At 70.6% G+C, this 15,672-nt stretch carries 13 protein-coding genes; 5 read left to right on the forward strand and 8 right to left on the reverse strand.

The features are described 5' to 3' along the window. Positions 1-90: 90 nt before the first annotated feature. From kstD to AB0D34_RS38810, 3 genes are all read right to left on the reverse strand, one after another. Entirely contained in the window at positions 91-1,824 is a 1,734-nt protein-coding gene (kstD, locus tag AB0D34_RS38800) for a 3-oxosteroid 1-dehydrogenase (RefSeq protein WP_362670769.1), read from the reverse strand. 89 nt (positions 1,825-1,913) lie between these two features. After that, a complete protein-coding gene (locus AB0D34_RS38805) occupies positions 1,914-3,287 on the reverse strand; it encodes an FG-GAP and VCBS repeat-containing protein (protein WP_362670771.1) in 1,374 nt (457 codons plus the stop codon). 74 nt (positions 3,288-3,361) lie between these two features. Next, on the reverse strand, positions 3,362-3,787 hold the full coding sequence (locus AB0D34_RS38810) for an ATP-binding protein (RefSeq protein ID WP_362670774.1): 426 nt from the start codon (positions 3,785-3,787) through the stop codon (positions 3,362-3,364). A gap of 117 nt (positions 3,788-3,904) precedes the next feature. Between AB0D34_RS38810 and AB0D34_RS38815 the strand changes: the two genes are divergently transcribed. Together AB0D34_RS38815 and AB0D34_RS38820 are read left to right on the forward strand one after the other, a co-directional pair. After that, entirely contained in the window at positions 3,905-4,759 is an 855-nt protein-coding gene (locus tag AB0D34_RS38815) for a helix-turn-helix transcriptional regulator (RefSeq protein WP_362670776.1), read from the forward strand. Continuing rightward, positions 4,756-5,001 (forward strand): DUF397 domain-containing protein, encoded by a 246-nt coding sequence (locus AB0D34_RS38820; protein ID WP_362670779.1) that lies wholly within the window; start codon positions 4,756-4,758, stop codon positions 4,999-5,001. The genes AB0D34_RS38815 and AB0D34_RS38820 overlap by 4 nt, the downstream gene beginning before the upstream one ends. On the opposite strand, the gene AB0D34_RS38825 is transcribed toward AB0D34_RS38820, so the two are convergent. After that, positions 4,979-5,749 (reverse strand): carbonic anhydrase, encoded by a 771-nt coding sequence (locus tag AB0D34_RS38825; RefSeq protein ID WP_362670782.1) that lies wholly within the window; start codon positions 5,747-5,749, stop codon positions 4,979-4,981. The genes AB0D34_RS38820 and AB0D34_RS38825 overlap by 23 nt on opposite strands. A 303-nt stretch (positions 5,750-6,052) precedes the next feature. On the opposite strand from AB0D34_RS38825, the gene AB0D34_RS38830 reads away from it, so the two are divergent. Then, positions 6,053-7,576, forward strand: coding sequence for a peptide-N4-asparagine amidase (locus AB0D34_RS38830; RefSeq protein ID WP_362670986.1), 1,524 nt, complete (start codon positions 6,053-6,055; stop codon positions 7,574-7,576). Positions 7,577-7,624: 48 nt separating this feature from the next. On the opposite strand, the gene AB0D34_RS38835 is transcribed toward AB0D34_RS38830, so the two are convergent. Both AB0D34_RS38835 and AB0D34_RS38840 read right to left on the reverse strand, forming a co-directional pair. Further along, entirely contained in the window at positions 7,625-9,538 is a 1,914-nt protein-coding gene (locus AB0D34_RS38835) for an AMP-dependent synthetase/ligase (protein ID WP_362670784.1), read from the reverse strand. 657 nt (positions 9,539-10,195) lie between these two features. Beyond that, entirely contained in the window at positions 10,196-12,160 is a 1,965-nt protein-coding gene (locus AB0D34_RS38840) for an AMP-binding protein (protein WP_362670786.1), read from the reverse strand. 266 nt (positions 12,161-12,426) lie between these two features. On the opposite strand from AB0D34_RS38840, the gene AB0D34_RS38845 reads away from it, so the two are divergent. After that, a complete protein-coding gene (locus AB0D34_RS38845; RefSeq protein WP_362670788.1) occupies positions 12,427-13,728 on the forward strand; it encodes a 3-oxoacyl-ACP reductase in 1,302 nt (433 codons plus the stop codon). Between the two features lie 29 nt (positions 13,729-13,757). Then, complete coding sequence (locus AB0D34_RS38850) at positions 13,758-14,645, forward strand: MaoC/PaaZ C-terminal domain-containing protein (RefSeq protein ID WP_362670988.1); 888 nt, start codon at positions 13,758-13,760, stop codon at positions 14,643-14,645. Between the two features lie 9 nt (positions 14,646-14,654). On the opposite strand, the gene AB0D34_RS38855 is transcribed toward AB0D34_RS38850, so the two are convergent. Continuing rightward, the gene (locus tag AB0D34_RS38855) at positions 14,655-15,305 is read right to left on the reverse strand and encodes a TetR/AcrR family transcriptional regulator (protein WP_362670791.1); all 651 of its coding nucleotides are present in this window, start codon (positions 15,303-15,305) and stop codon (positions 14,655-14,657) included. Positions 15,306-15,351: 46 nt separating this feature from the next. Next, complete coding sequence (locus tag AB0D34_RS38860) at positions 15,352-15,663, reverse strand: DUF4229 domain-containing protein (protein ID WP_362670793.1); 312 nt, start codon at positions 15,661-15,663, stop codon at positions 15,352-15,354. Positions 15,664-15,672: the final 9 nt, after the last annotated feature.

The following is a 15,672-nucleotide window of genomic DNA, read 5'->3' on the forward strand; positions in this document are numbered from 1 at the left end:
GGAGTCGACGCGGAGCGTCGGCGAGTGACGACAACGCGGCAGATGCGCGTGCCAGACCCCGCGCCGCCGGCATGATCCGCCGGACAGGCCCTAGAGCACCCCGGCGATGTCCCGCGCCGCGACATACCCGAACGTCATCGCCGGGCCGATCGTCGAGCCCGCGCCCGCGTAGCTGTGGCCCATGACGGCGGCGCTGGCGTTCCCGGCGGCGTACAGGCCGGGGATGACGGAGCCGTCGGGGCGTAGGACGCGGGCGCGGGCGTCGGTGACCAGGCCGCCCTTCGTTCCCAGGTCGCCGGGGACGATCTTCAGGGCGTAGTACGGGGGCAGCCAGAGGGGGGCGAGGCAGGAGTTGGGGAGGATGGCGGGGTCCGTGTAGTAGTGGTCGTAGGCGCTGTCCCCGCGGCCGAAGTCCGTGTCGTCGCCTTTCAGGGCAAGGGAGTTGAAGCGGTCCACGGTGGCGCGGAGGGCGGCGGCCGGGACGCCGATGGAACCGGCGAGGGCGTCGAGGGTCCAGGCCTTGTGGGCGGCGCCGGAGCTGTACCAGTCGTCGGGGAACACGAAGGTCGGCGCGATGTCCTTGAAGAGGTACCGGTTGCGGTAGTTCTGGTCGACGATCAGCCAGGACGGGATGTCGGGGTCGGTCGGGTTGCGGTCGTACATGGTGTGGACGACGTCGCTGTAGGGGGCGGCCTCGTTGACGAAGCGCCGGCCGGCCGCGTTGACGAGGAGTCCGCCGGGGAGGGTGCGTTCGGCGAGGCAGAAGTAAGGGTCGCCGGGGAGCGGGATGGCCGGTCCCCACCAGGCGTCGTCCATCAACGCGAGGGCACCGCCGGCCTGTTGGCCCGCCCGTATGCCGTCCCCGGTGTTCTCCTTCGCGCCGACGGTCCACTCCGTGCCGATGGGCTGGCGCTGGTACCGGGCGCGCATCGCCGCGTTGTGCTCGAAGCCGCCGGAGCCGACGATCACGCCCCGGCGGGCGCGGTAGAGGCCGCCGGGGGTCACCGCTCCGGCGACGGTGCCGTTCTCGACGTACAGCTCGGTGAGGGGGGTGTTGAGGCGGACGGGCACGTTCGCGTCCAGGAGGCCCTTCCTCAGGCCGGCCGCGAGCGACTGCCCCATGGTGAGCGGCTTCTGACCGAGTACGGCCGCCCTGGTGCCCCGCGCCAGGCATTCGGCGGCGACGGCGGCGCCCTTGGCGTTCACGGCGGACAGAGCGAGCCACTTGTAGTCGGCGCTGAACACGACCAGGCCGGCGGGGACTTCGAGGTACGGCGGGTTCAGGCGGGCGAGTTCGGCGCCGAGGAGGTTGCCGTCGAGCTGGTCGGGTTCGATGGAGCGGCCGTTGGGGAGGCCGCCGGTGAGCTCGGGGTAGTAGTCGCTGTAGCCCTCCATCCAGCGGAAGCGGAGGGGGCTGTTGGCCATGACGAAGGAGATCATGGCGGGGCCGTGGGCGAGGAAGGCCTGGCGGCGGCTCGCGGGAACGTCCGGGCCGACCACGGCGGCGAGGTAGGCGGCCGCCTTGGCCGGGGTGTCGGGCACACCGGCCGCGAGGACGACCGGGTTGTTGGGGATCCAGATCCCGGCGCCGGAGCGGGCGGCGGATCCGCCGAAGGTGGGTGCCTTCTCGAGTACGACGGCCGTGAGCCCCTGCTTCGCGGCGGTGAGTGCGGCGGTCATGCCTGCGGCGCCGGAGCCGATGACGACGACGTCGTACGTGCCGAGTGTGGGCAGGTCGGCGGCGCTCGCGCCCTGTTGCACACCGGCGGCGACGGCCGCCGCCCCGGCACCGGCGGCCAGCAGGTGTCTTCGGGTCACGCTCATGGTCGGGTCCCCCTGCGGTTGGTATGGACGAAGGGTCCGGAACGTCCTGCGGGGGTCTTGAGAAGTCAATAACCATGGCGGCTTGATCACTACTGCGGGAACGCGGCCACCACGCCCACCTCCTGGGCGCTGGTCGTCTTGATGCCGGAAGCCGTGCCGGGGAGCAGCACGGCCGGGTCGTAGTAGTTGCTCGACACCAGCAGGTCCTGGTCGCCGTCGCGGTCGATGTCGCGCAGGCGGACGAGGGAGCCGAAGTTCTCGTACTGCTCGGGGTTCCCGGGGACGCCCGCCGTCGCGCGCGAGAACCACTGGGAGTTCTTTCCGGTCAGGCCGGACCTGCCGCCGCGCAGGACGTGGACGCCGCCCGCGTCCTTCACCGAGTTGATCTCCTCGTAGGGCACGCCGACCGCCAGGTCCGGGTAGCCGTCGCCGTTGGTGTCCCCGGCGGAGAGTGCGGAGCCGAAGTAGTCGCGCGCCGTGGCGGCCGAAACCACGCCCGAAGTGGACTGCGTGAGCCGGTACTTCGTCGTCGGGCCGGTGCTGCCGCCGCGCCAGACGACCACCGAGCCGGCCTTGTTGTTGTACCGGGTGTCGCTGACCGCGAGGTCGCCGTAGCCGTCCTTGTTGAAGTCGGCGACGACACCGGTGGGGCCGTAGTCGGGGGTCGAGCCGTTGACGACGGTGGCCTTGCCGGGCTTGATGGTGGAGCCGCCCCGCAGGAACCACGCGTCCTGGGTCATCTTGTCACTGTGGTAGCCCTGGCCCAGGAGGTAGAGGTCGGTCGCCTTGTCCTTGGTGACCTTGCCGGCGACCAGGCCGGTGGTCTCGAAGGTGGCGTCGCGGGTGTGCTTGGTGACCTTGCCCGTCGTACCGGACTTGGCGAAGCCGCCGCGGTAGACGTAGACCGACTTGAAGGCGTCGGCGACGGCCAGGTCGGCCTTGCCGTCACCGTTGAAGTCACCGGTCTCTATCGCCTTCCCGAAGCCCTGGTCGGTACGGGCGGTGACCTTGAGACGGGTGGCGTCGCTGCCGGTGAGGCCGGTCCTCCTGCCCCACAAGATGGTCACCGCGCCGGAGCCCGCCTTGCCGCTCACCTTCTCGGAGCGGTCGGCGACGGCGAGGTCGGCGTATCCGTCGCGGTTGAGGTCGGCGGTGGCGATGTCCTCGCCGAACGCGTCCGCGTAACCGCCCGCGTCACCGACGGTTCCCGGGATACCCGCGCTGGACTGGGTGAACGTCTTCTTGGTGGTACCGACGCCGGTGGCCGTCCCGTACGTCACCGTGACGTCCCCGCCGAGGCCGGCGACGGCATAGTCGCGGTAGCCGTCCCCGTTGAAGTCGTCGGCGTACTTCGCCGGGGTGGCCGCACTCGCGGCGCCCACCGAGAGGCTGAGCAGCCCGCCGGTCAGGGACACGGCGGTGGCTGTGGCGAGCGCCAGGCGGAGGCTGGTGCGCGTGGACATGTGTCTCCTGCGGTGGTCGTGATCATGGGCTGGCCAGGAGAAGACTCGCCGCGGCGGGTAATGGTTGTACCAAGTCACCGTCCGCCCAGGCCGATCTCGGCCCACACCGTCTTGCCGACGTCCCGCTCGGTGACACCCCAGGTGTCGGCGAGGAGGGTGACGAGGATCAGGCCGCGGCCGTGTTCGCCGTCCGGCTCGCCGGTGACGAAGCGGAGTCGGCGGTCGCCTCTCGGGTCGCTCACCTCGATACGGAGGGTGCTGCCGGGGAGGCGCAGGAGGCGCAGCTCGAAGTCCCTTCCGGGCACGCGTCCATGGGTTACGGCATTGGCGGCGAGCTCCGCGACCAGGTGCTGGGCGGTGTCGTTCGCCTCGCTGTCGTGGGGGTGGCCCCACACCGTGAGCTGGGTGGCGGTGAGCCTGCGGGCCAGGCGGGCGCCTCGTGGGGTGGCGCTCAGACGCTGGGTCAGTTCGTCGGTGGCGGTGGAGATTTCGGCGTTCACGTGACTCAGCGTGCTGGGTTGAATCTACGCTGACCAGGAGCGACTTGGCGACGCTGGGTAGTTGTACGGGTGCGGTGGGTTCGGTGTACGGGGTGTCGGGCGGGAGGGGTGGGGCGAGTGGGTGAGCGGAGGCCGGAGACGCCTGCGGAGGCGGACGGTACGGCGGGGCTCTTTGTCGCGCTGGGCAAGATGGTGAAGTTCCTGCGGGAGCGGAAGGGGCTTACACAGAAGGAGTTCGGGGAGCTGGTGGGGTACGGCCCGGACGCCATCTCCGCCATGGAGCGGGGGGTGCGGACGCTGCGCCCCGAGGTGCTCATCAAGGCGGATGAACTGCTCGATGCCGGGGGCCTGTTGAAAGAGGTCGTCCCGGAGGTCGAGGAGGCGGGGGCGAGGGTTCGGACACGGCATCCGGAGTGGTATCGCAGTTACGCCGGGTTGGAGGCGGAGGCGGTTGAGCTGCACTTCTATGCCAACAGCGGGGTGCCGGGTCTGTTGCAGACGGAGGACCACGCACGGGTCGTGTTCGCGAAAAGGCGACCGTTCCTGAGCGAGGAGACGATTGAGAAGCGGGTCGCCGACCGGCTGTCCCGGCAGCAGGTCTTCGAGCGCTGGCCGGCGCCGATCGTGAGCTACATCCTCGAAGAGGTCCTGCTCGACCGGCCGATCGGCGGGCGAAGCGTGCACACGGACCAGCTTCGGCGCCTACTGCACGTCGGACGCATGCAGAACGTCGAGATCCAGGTGATGCCGACCCAGGTGGAGGAACACCCCAACCTGGACAGCGCGTTCAACCTTCTGGTCCCCAAGGGACACGGGCAGGTTGCGTACACGGAGACCCAGGGGTACCCCCGGCTGATCACCGATTCGGAAGAGGTCCGGAAGATCGCCGACCGCTATGGGATCATGCGGGCGATGGCACTATCTCCGTCGGAATCACGGAAGTTGATCGAGCGGAAGCTGGAGGAGCTATGAACATCGAGCAGCTCGCCTGGTTCAAGTCCAGCTACAGCGACGGGGAAGGCGGCGAATGCCTCGAAGTCGCCTACACCTGGCGCAAGTCCAGCTACAGCAGTGGCGAGGGCGGCGAATGCCTCGAAGTCGCCGTCACCCCCACCACCGTCCACCTCCGCGACTCCAAGCACCCCACCGGCCCGAACGTCACCCTCTCCCCCACCGCCTGGTCCGTCTTCGTCAGGCGGACGGCGCGCCCGTGAGGACCTCCACCCGGCCCGTGTCCAGGGAGTAGTACGCGCTGACCACGGCCAGGTCGCCCTTCTTCACCATCGGCCCGAGGTCGCTGTTGGTCCGCAGGGCGGCGGAGGTCTGCTTGGTGTGGATGCGGATCATGGCGTCGACCGGGTCGGCGTACTCGCCCTTGGCCGTCTGCTCGTACGCCGGCCTCAGGGCCTCGGCGATGGTCTGGAGGGTGCCCGGCAGCGGCTTGTCGTCCTTGAGCGCCTTGTACGCCGCCTTGATGGCGCCGCAGTTCTGATGCCCCAGCACGACGATCAGCGGGGTCCCCGACGTCATCGGCCCGTACTCGACGGAGCCGGTGACGACCGGTGCCACCACCTGTCCGCCGGTGCGCAGCACGAACAGGTCGCCGAGCCCGGTGTCGAAGAGCAGCTCCGGCGGCACCCGGGAGTCGATGCAGGAGAGGATCACGCCGTAGGGGTCCTGCTCGGCGGCGACGTACGCGCGGCGCGCGGGGTCCCGGTCGGGGTGCTGGAGCGTACCGTCCACCCAGCGCTTGTTGCCCTCCATGAGGCGCGCGAAGGCCGACCAGGGAGAGTCAGGACGGACGGTCGGGGTCGCGGAGGCCCCCGTGGCCGCCACCTCTGCCGCCGTAGTCGGCGCCTTGGAGTCGGCCGCCTTCGACGAGCATCCGGTGATCAGCGCGGCGGAGGCCACGAGGCCACCGGTGAGTATGGCCCTGCGCTGCGGATGCCTGGCACCAACCATGATCGATCTCCTTGGGAACTCGCGGAGGTTGCGGATTACTTGAAACCTCTAGCTTTTCGGCCGCAAAGTACCAGACACGTATGGGGCTCCTGTGTGGCGCTCGACACGAGTTCCTCGCATCGCCGGTCCAGGCGCGACCGTGCACTTTTCCCCTCCGGAATTGGTCAAGACCTCTCCAAGTCCCCTTGGCCGCGGTCGTGTTCCGTGTGTTCACTGCGCCCTATGAGACCCAAGAGATCCCCGATACGTCCGGGCAGGACACTGGCCACGCTGACCGGCGCACTCGCCGCTCTCGCCCTGTCGATGGGCACGGCGTCCGCCACCACGGTCCCCGTCGAGTTCGGGACCGACTACCACGACCCCGTCACCGCCGCCCCACCGATCAGCACCCCGCACACCAAAGCGTGCGAAGTCACCGTCGCCGAGGCGCAGTTCAAGGACTTCACGCCCTACACGGGGACGTACACGCCACCGACCGGATGCGGGACGCCGGGGCGGTGGTCGAAGGTCGTGCTGCGAATGGACGGGCACGTGAAGGGGCGGCAGTACGACCGGCTCGGGTATCTGGACATCGGTGGGGTGCAGGTCTTCCGGACGTCGACGCCCGAGCCCTCGCAGGACGGGATCAACTGGTCCGTCGAGAAGGACGTCACCGAGTACGAGAAGACGCTGAGCAGCGCGCAGAACGTCGACATGCTCATCGGCAACGTTGTCAACGACACCTACACCGGCATTCTCGACGTCAAGGTGACGCTCACCTTCTACGCGCCCGAGCGGCACGGCAGCAGCACGGACACTCCCGACCAGGTCATCCCCCTCAGCGACGGCGACAGTGTCACCACCGGCGCCTCCCTCACCACCCCGCGCAACTCCGAGCGCATCCTCGCCGAGGTGTACGCCACCGGATCGGGCGGCGGCTGCGAGGAGTTCTGGTACTCGGCCACGACCCCGAACGCGTCGTACTCCTGCCAGGGCGGGGACGACGGGCCGTACCGTGAGGTGCAGGTGAGTGTCGACGGGAAGGTCGCCGGGATCGCGTCTCCGTATCCGAACGTGTGGACCGGGGGCTGGTCGCCCTATCTGTGGTCGGTGATTCCCTCCCCCACCGCCTTCGACGTACGTCCGCTCACCTTCGACCTGACCCCGTTCGCCGGTCTCCTCAACGACGGCAGGGCGCACACCGTGGACGTGAAGGTGGTCGGAGTGCCGGCCGGGCAGAGCGGGTGGAGTGCGCCGACCAACGTCCTGGTGTGGCAGGACGCCCACAGGTCGGTGGTGACGGGGGCTGTCACGTCGTACGAGAAGACCGACCCGGCCGTCGGCAACACCTTCACCGACGGCTCGCTCCGGCATCTGGTCACCGACGGCAAGGACCGGCTCAAGGTGACCGGATACCTCGACACCTCCCACGGCCGGGTCACCACGACCGTCGAGCGGACGCTGACCACGGCCATCGACCACCAGTGGACGCCCGACGAGAACACCGACGACCTGACCGGCACGTGGACCGACCACCAAGTCGTCGCCCGTAACGGGCACTTGTCCCGGACGGATCGCGACTACGCCCTGGACGGCCGCGCCACCATCGACAGCGCGAACCGTCTACGGGTCGTCATGTCCGTCGCCGACCGCGCCCGCCTCGACGCCACCCGCGTCGACGACACCTACAACGGCGACGCCACCTTCACGCTCGGCGTGGCCCGCGAGGACCGGCACGCGGTAGCCACGACGAGCGAGCGGTACCGGCTGAGCGGGCCCGGCGGCGAGCACTACGACCATCTGCTCGCTACCCAGCAGGGGGTGTTGACGAAGGACGTCCTGCGCTGAGGAGGGCCCCTGCGACCCCTGCGTCTGCCTGGGCTGGTGAAGAAACGCTCAGCGCTCGTACAAGCCCTCGATCTCCTTCGCGAAGTCCCGCATCACGGCCTCGCGCCGGAGCTTCATCGACGGGGTCAGATGGCCGTCCATTTCGGTGAGGTCGGTCGGCAGGATGGTGAAGCGGCGGATCGACTCGGGGCGTGAGACCAGCTTGTTCGCCTCGTCCACGGCTCGCTGCAGGATGTGGCGCAACTCCTCGTCGCCGACCAGGAGTTCGGCCGGGACGGGGTGCTTGCCGTTCATCTGGCGCCAGTGGTTGACGCCGTCCATGTCGAGGGTGATCAGGGCGGAGATGTAGGGGCGGCGGTCGCCGAGCACCATGCACTGGGAGATCAGCGGGTGGGAGCGGAGCCAGTTCTCCAGCGGCGCCGGGGCCACGTTCTTGCCGCCCGCCGTGATCAGGATCTCCTTCTTGCGGCCGGTGATCGTCAGATAGCCCTCGTCGTCCAGCTGTCCGATGTCGCCCGTCGGGAACCAGCCGTCGGCGGAGGCGGGGGCCACTCCCTCGCCGAACGGGTCCCAGTAACCGCGGAAGACCTGGCCGCCGTTGAGCAGGATCTCGCCGTCCGCCGCGATCCGCACGCGGGTGCCGGGCAGCGGCCAGCCGACCGTGCCGAGGCGGGGTTTCAGCGGGGGCGTGACCGTGGCCGCGCCCGTGGACTCCGTCAGGCCGTAGCCCTCGTAGATCTCCATGCCCGCGCCCGCGTAGAAGGCGGCGAGGCGGCGGCCGAGCGGGGAACCGCCGGAGATGATGTGGCGGATCCGGCCGCCCATGGCGTTGCGGATACGGCGGTAGACCAGCGGGTCGTAGAAGGTGCGGGCCGTCTTCAGGGCCGCGTTCGGTCCCGAGCCGGTGCCCGCGTGGCGGGACTCCATGGCCTCGCCGTAGCGGACGGCGACGCTCGCCGCGCGGTCGAACGCGGCGACCCGGCCGCCGCTCTCCGCCTTCGCGCGGGCGTTGTTGAAGACCTTCTCCAGCATGTAGGGGATGACGAGGAGGAAGGTCGGCTTGAAGGTGCCGAGGTCCTCCAGCAGGTCCTCCGCCTGGAGGCTCGGCGCGTGCCCGAGCCGTACCCGGGCGCGGACGCAGGCGATGGCGACCATCCGGCCGAAGACGTGCGAGATGGGCAGGAAGAGGAGCGTGGCCGGGTTCTCGTCCGACTTCCCCTTGAAGACCGGGTAGAGGAGCTCGACCGCGTTGTCGACCTCGGTGAGGAAGTTGCCGTGGCTGAGGACACAGCCCTTGGGGCGGCCGGTGGTGCCGGAGGTGTAGACGACGGTGGCGACCGTGGCCGGGCCGAGCATCCCGCGTCGTACGCCGATCTCCTGCTCGGGAACGGACTGGCCGAGTTCGCCCAGCCGCTCCACATGCCCCTTCTCCATGATCCACATGTGGCGGAGGTCGGGCAGGCGGCTCAGTTCGGGGCCTAGGGCGGAGGCCTGGCCCGCGGTCTCCGTGACCAGGGCGACCGCGCCGGAGTCCTGGAGGATGAAGCGGGTCTGGTAGACCGAGGAGGTGGGGTAGACCGGGACGGTGACCAGGCCGGCGGCCCAGGCGGCGAAGTCGAGGAGCGTCCACTCGTACGTCGTGCGCGCCATGATCGCGATACGGTCGCCCGGCATCAGACCCTCGGAGATCAGGCCCTTGGCCACCGCCAGCACCTGCTGCGCGAACTCGGCCGCCGTCAGGTCGATCCAGCCGCCGGCCTCCGTACGGCGGCTCATCACCCGCTGGTCCGGAGCCGCCTCGGCGTTGTCGAACGGCAGGTCGGCGAGCGAACCGTGGGTCACCGGCGGGGCGAGCGGCGGGACCGACACCTCGCGGACCTCTCCGTCCAGTCGCACGATCTCGGGCGCGACGAGCACCGGTTCGCCGTCGTAATCGGTACCGGACGTGTAGGAGAGGGACATGAGCGACTCCTGGGGCGTGCAGCTGGATTCCGCACTTACTGCAGGTTGTACGTGCGATGTGTGCCTGGGCGTTCACAGGGGGTGTACGGCCCCGGGGGTTACCGCCGGTTAACATGGCGATCCTAGGGTGCCCTCATGGGGGGTCCGTGCGGATTCCGCGGTGTTTCGGGGCCGGGCCTGTGCAGTATCGACCCGGAAGTGAACGTCTGTCAGCTCCTGTGTCGGTCTTTGTGATCTGGGGTCAGCTCCCGGCCCGAGCCGAGTGAACCGGGACCAGAAACCCCGTTCCCCTTGCGGGCCGGCGGGTCAGCTCCCGACCCCAGCCCTTCGGGCCGAGAGGCAGATCCCGGCCCGACCCAGGTGGGCCGGAGGCCACCCCCCCCGGCCCTTGTAAGCCGAGGTCAGCTCCCAGCCCCAGACCAGCGGACCGGAGACAGGAACCAGCCCAACCCTCGGAAACCGCAGGCAGCTCCCGGCCCGAGCCCAGCGAGCCCAGGGGCAGAAAACCCGGCCCCCCTTGTAGGCCGAGGGGCAGCTCCCGACCCCAGCCCTTCGGGCCGAGGCGCAGGTACCGGCCCGACCCATGTGGGCCGGGGACAGCTCCCCCAGGCCTTGTGAGCCGAGGTCGGCTCCCGGTTTCAGCCCGCCGTGTCGGAGTCAGCCGCCCCGCCGTCTCGTCGGGCCGAAGGCCGGTCCCGTGTACAGGTCCTCGATCCACTGCGCGAACTCCTCGGCGACGACGTCCCTCTTGAGCTTCATCGACGGGGTCAGGTGGCCCGCCTCCTCCGTGAGGTCCACGGGCAGCACGGTGAAGCGGCGGATGGACTCGGGGCGGGAGACCAGCTTGTTCGCCTCGTCCACCGCGCGTTGCAGAACCGCCCTCAATTCGTCGTCGTCCAGGAGGAGTTCGGCGGGGACCGGGTGTTTGCCGTTCATCCGGCGCCAATGGCCGACCCCCTCCATGTCGAGGGTGATCAGCGCCGAGATGTAGGGGCGGCCGTCGCCGACGACCATGGCCTGGGAGATCAGGGGGTGGGCCCGGAGCCAGTTCTCCAGCGGGGCCGGGGCGACACTCTTGCCGCCCGCGGTGATCAGCATCTCCTTCTTGCGGCCCGTGATGTACAGGTACCCGTCCGCGTCCAGGTGGCCGAGGTCGCCGGTGGGCAGCCAGCCGTCGCCGGTCGCGGGGGCGAGTCCGTCGCCGTACGGGTCCCAGTAGCCGCGCAGGACATGGTCGCCGGCCAGCAGGATCTCGCCGTCCGCCGCGATCCGGACCCGGGTGCCGGGCAGGGGCCAACCCACGGACCCCATACGGGGTTTGAGCGGCGGTGTCACCGTGGCCGCGCCGGTCGTCTCCGTCAGGCCGTAGCCCTCGTAGATCTCGATCCCCGCGCCCGCATAGAACGAGGACAGCCGTCGGCCCAGCGGGGAGCCGCCGCAGATCATGTAACGGACCCTGCCGCCCATGGCGTTGCGGATCCGGCGGTAGACCAGCGGGTCGTAGAAGGTGCGGGCCGCCTTCAGCGCGGCGCCCGGCCCCGGGCCGGTGCCCGCGTGGCGGGCCTCCAGCGCCTCGCCGTAGCGGTGGGCCACACCCACCGCACGGTCGAAGGCGGTCACCCGGCCGCCCGTCTCGGCCCGGGCGCGGGCCACGTTGAACACCTTCTCCAGCATGTACGGGATGGTGATCAGGCAGGTCGGCCGGAAGCTCGCCAGGTCGGGCAGGAGCTCCTCCGACTTCAGGCTCGGCGCGTGCCCAAGGCGTACCCGGGCGCGGATGCAGGCGACCGCGACCATGCGCCCGAAGATGTGCGACATCGGCAGGAAGTGCAGGATCGCCGCCTCCTCGCTGGTCCGCGACCGGAAGACCGGGTAGAGGAGCTCGATCGCGTTGTCGACCTCGGAGAGGAAGTTGCCGTGGGTGAGCGCGCAGCCCTTGGGACGGCCGGTGGTGCCCGAGGTGTAGACGACGGTGGCCAGCGTGTCGGGGCTCAACATGCCCCGCCGTACGGCGACTTCCTGGTCCGGCACCTCGGTGCCGCGCTCCGCGAGCCGCTCCACATGACCGCGCCCGATGACCCACATGTGCCGCAGGTCGGGCAACTGGCTGAGCTCCGGGCCGAGGGCGGAGGCCTGCTCGGCGGTCTCGGTGACGAGAGCGACCGCGCCGGAGTTCTGGAGGATCCAACGGGCCTGGAAGACCGAGGAGGTGGGGTAGATCGGGACGGTGACCAGGCCCGCGGCCCAGGCGGCGAAGTCGAGGACCGTCCACTCGTAGACGGTCCGCGCCATCACGGCGAGCCGGTCGCCGGGCGCGAGGCCCTCCGCGATCAGGCCCTTGGCGACCGCCTGGACCTCCTCGGCGAACCGGGCCGCGGTCACGTCCGCCCAACGGCCGTTCTCGGTACGGCGGCTGAGGATCCGGTCGTCCGGGGCGACGCGGGCGTTGTCGAAGGGCAGTTCGGCGAGCGAGCCGTGTGTCGTCGACGGGACGAACGGCGGCACGGAGACCTCGCGGACCGCGCCGTCCCAGCTCTGGATCTCCGGCTCCACGAGGACCGGTGCGCCGTCGTACGTCGTGGCGTGGACCGCCGTCGCAGCGGGCTGGTGCGCGGGGGGCACGGGCGGCTCCAGAGCTTCAACACAGGCTCCCTGCGGGGGAGTTGCGCAGGTCGGGGAGGTGAGCGTACGGCTCCGCGGTGACGAGTTCGTGAGGATCCCGAGATGGTCCGGCGTCGGGGATGTGCAGTGTCGTGGCTTTTCCGGCCGCTGGGGCGCTACTGAGCGGTATGGTGAACCTTTTTCACTTTCCGGCCCACCCTCTCCAGGCCTTACCTCGGGTAACCTGACTCCGGAGTAAGCAACTCGCCGCACGGGGAGACGGGGACATGGCCGACCGCTATCTGACCTTCACCGCTACCGCGCCCGGTCGGTTCCTCACCCGTCGGCTGGGGCTTCCACAGCCCGCTTCGCTGCGGCGGTGGTCGGCGGAGGCTCCCGGGTTCGGTGGCGGGGTGCTGCACCTCACCGCTGGCAAGTCGCGGCTCTCCGGGCTGGAGTTCCCAGCTCCCTCGGACGCACCCGCCGCGGTCGTCCTGGACGCCACCGGGGTGCAGGACGTCGAAGGGCTCGCGGAGGTGCACTCGGCTCTGCACCCTGTCGTCCGGTCGGTCGCCGAGAGCGGACGGGTCGTCGTCCTGGGGGCGCCGCTCGATCCCCTCGACCATCACCAGGCCGCCGTCCAGCAGGCGTTGGAGGGGTTCACCCGGTCGCTCGGCAAGGAGATCGGGCGGGGCAGGACGGTCAACCTGGTACGGCTGACCTCCGCGGTCGCCGCCGAGTCGACCCTGCGGTTCCTCCTCTCGCCGAAGTCCGCGTACGTCAGCGGGCAGGTGATCGAGGTCGGCGAAGCCCAGGAGGTCACCGACGCCCAGGAGGTCACCCACGTAGACGGGGAGCTTCCCCTCACCGGGCGGACGGCTCTGGTGACCGGCGGTGCGCGCGGTATCGGTGCGGCCGTCGCCGAGACCCTGGCGAGGGAGGGGGCGCGGGTCGTCGTACTCGATGTGCCGGGGGCGTCGGCGGATGCCGAGCGGCTGGCCGGGCGGCTCGGTGGGCGTGCCCTCGCGCTGGACATCACGGCGGCCGACGCGGGCGTACGGATCGCGCGGGCGCTGCCCGACGGGCTGGACGTACTCGTCCACAACGCGGGGATCACCCGCGACCGGCGGCTGGTCAACATGCCCGCGGAACGCTGGAGTTCGGTGCTCGACGTCAACCTGGCGAGCGTGCTGCGCACGACGGACGCGCTGTTGGGGACGGGTGCGCTGCGGCCCGGTGGGCGGATCGTCGCGACCGCCTCCATCGCGGGGCTCGCCGGGAACGCCGGGCAGACGAACTACGGCGCCAGCAAGGCCGGCGTGGTTGGGCTGGTGCGTTCCCTGGCACCCCGGGCGCTGGCCGAGCACGGGGTCACCGTCAACGCGGTCGCCCCCGGGTTCATCGAGACCAGGATGACGGCGGCGGTCCCGCTGTTCATCCGGGAGGCCGGGCGGCGAATGAACTCCCTTGCGCAGGGCGGCCTTCCGGCCGACGTGGCCGAGACGACGGCGTGGCTGGCGCATCCGGCGTCCGGTGCGGTGAACGGGCAGGTCGTGCGGGTGTGCGGCCAGAGTCTGCTGGGGGCGTAGTGGGCGGGTACTCCGACAGCGACGGGGCCATGGCGAGCGGCGGCGGCTCCGACGGCAGCGCCGCCGAGCACACGTCGGTTGTCACCCGGCCCCCCGCCCTCGGTCCCCTTTTCGCCGCCGGCGCCCTGCGCTCCCCCTTCAAACGGCCCGCTCCGGACGCGGAGTTCCCCCGGACCCGGCTGGTACTGCCCCGCCTGCGCGTCGACCTCGCACGCCTCGCGGCGTACGAGCGGGTGTGCGGGTTCCCCACCGGGGAGGACGCGCTGCCGGTGACGTACCCGCATGTGCTCGGCTTTCCGCTGGCCATGCGGCTGATGAGCGGGCGGGACTTCCCGCTGCCGCTGCTCGGACTCGTGCACACGTCGATCGAGATCACCCGCTACCAGGCGCCGGCGGCCTCCGGAGAGTACGAACTCACCGTGTACGTCGACGGGTTGGCACCGCACCGACGCGGTACGGAGGCGGCGGTCGTCACCGAGCTCAGGGTGGGCGAGGACGTCGTATGGGAGTCGGTGAGCACCTATCTGGCACGGCACCGCACGGCGGGCCCTGCTCGTGGGGAACAGGAGCGGGAGCCGGAGCGGCACGAGCCGTTGCCCGCACTCGCCGAGTGGCGGCTGGCCGGGGACATCGGACGGCGGTACGGCGCCGCGTCCGGCGACCGCAACCCCATCCACCTGCACCCCCTCACCGCCCGCCTCTTCGGCTTCCCGAGGGCGATCGCACACGGCATGTGGACGGTGGCCCGCTGTCTCGCCGCGCACGGCACGCCCCAGGCGGTGCTGGTGCGGGCGGAGTTCAGGGCGCCGGTGCTGCTGCCGGGGACGGTGACGTACGCGGCGGACGGCGAGCGGTTCGAGCTGTGCGGCGGGGAGCGGGTGCATGTGTCCGGCTCGGTGGTACCGCTCGCTTCCTGAGCCCGGCCCCTACTGGACGGCGACCGGCGCCTGCCAGGGCCGGCCCTCCATGAGGTTGCCCAGGCCCGCCCAGGCGAAGTTCATCAGGGTGACCGTCGCCTGGCGGGCGCCGACGTCGGGGGTGGTGTTGGCCCAGGCGGCGAGGGACTCGGCGGCGCCGACGAGGGCCTCGGCGAGACCGGCGACCTCGCGCTCGGGCATCTCGGGGTCGCGGTGCGCCTCGCGGGCCGCGACCAGGATCAGATGCGTCACGAACGCGACGATCTCCTCACGCATCGCGGCGACCTCGGCGGCGAACGCCTCGCCGTGGATACGCGCCTGGAGATGCAGCACGGACCAGCCGTGCGGGTTGCCCGCGGTGTGCGTGAAGAACGCCAGCAGTCCGTCCCAGAGTTGGCGGTCGGCGGGCAGTTCGGTACCGACGCCGCCGCGCACGGCCGCGGTGAGCGCGGCGGCCTCCCGGCGGATGCACGCCGTGAACAGGTCTTCCTTGGAGTTCAGGTACAGATAGACCAACGGCTTGGACACACCGGCGAGTTCGGCGATCTCGTCCATCGAGGCCGCCATGTACCCGCGCCGGCCGAAGATCTCCACGGCGGCGTCCAGCATCTGCTGCTCACGCACGGCACGCGGCATCCGCTTGCTCTTCAGGGCACCCATGCGGAAAGAGTACGGTCACCCGGCCACGGCGGCGCGGGCGTTGCGCTCAGGAAGTCTGCGGGGCCTGGCCCTGGGAGCGGCCCGCCTCGTCGACGGCTTCGTCCTCCTGGCTGCGGTTGGCGTCCAGGTTGGCCTTCATCCGGTCGACCCGCTGCACGACCTGGATCGAGGCGCGGTCGCGCTCCTTGCGCAGGACCACGAAGCTGATGGGGGCCGAGAGCAGCAGGGAGAGCAGGACGATCCACATGCCGTTGGAGTCGCCCAGGCCGCGCGGGGCGAGGCCGGAGTAGACGAGGCCCCAGACGACCACGAGGCAGCCCACGAAGATCCCGAGGCGCATCAGCGTGTAGCGGAGCATGTCAATCCA

Source organism: Streptomyces sp. NPDC048420 (assembly GCF_040651535.1).
In the GTDB taxonomy this organism is placed as follows: domain Bacteria; phylum Actinomycetota; class Actinomycetes; order Streptomycetales; family Streptomycetaceae; genus Streptomyces.

Coding starts and splice junctions, on each gene's coding strand:
- kstD (WP_362670769.1), bottom strand. CDS start 1,824: ATGAGCGTGACCCGAAGACACCTGCTGGCCGCCGGTGCCGGGGCGGCG.
- AB0D34_RS38805 (WP_362670771.1), bottom strand. CDS start 3,287: ATGTCCACGCGCACCAGCCTCCGCCTGGCGCTCGCCACAGCCACCGCC.
- AB0D34_RS38820 (WP_362670779.1), top strand. CDS start 4,756: ATGAACATCGAGCAGCTCGCCTGGTTCAAGTCCAGCTACAGCGACGGG.
- AB0D34_RS38825 (WP_362670782.1), bottom strand. CDS start 5,749: ATGGTTGGTGCCAGGCATCCGCAGCGCAGGGCCATACTCACCGGTGGC.
- AB0D34_RS38830 (WP_362670986.1), top strand. CDS start 6,053: ATGGGCACGGCGTCCGCCACCACGGTCCCCGTCGAGTTCGGGACCGAC.
- AB0D34_RS38835 (WP_362670784.1), bottom strand. CDS start 9,538: ATGTCCCTCTCCTACACGTCCGGTACCGATTACGACGGCGAACCGGTG.
- AB0D34_RS38845 (WP_362670788.1), top strand. CDS start 12,427: ATGGCCGACCGCTATCTGACCTTCACCGCTACCGCGCCCGGTCGGTTC.
- AB0D34_RS38850 (WP_362670988.1), top strand. CDS start 13,758: ATGGCGAGCGGCGGCGGCTCCGACGGCAGCGCCGCCGAGCACACGTCG.
- AB0D34_RS38855 (WP_362670791.1), bottom strand. CDS start 15,305: ATGGGTGCCCTGAAGAGCAAGCGGATGCCGCGTGCCGTGCGTGAGCAG.
- AB0D34_RS38860 (WP_362670793.1), bottom strand. CDS start 15,663: ATGCTCCGCTACACGCTGATGCGCCTCGGGATCTTCGTGGGCTGCCTC.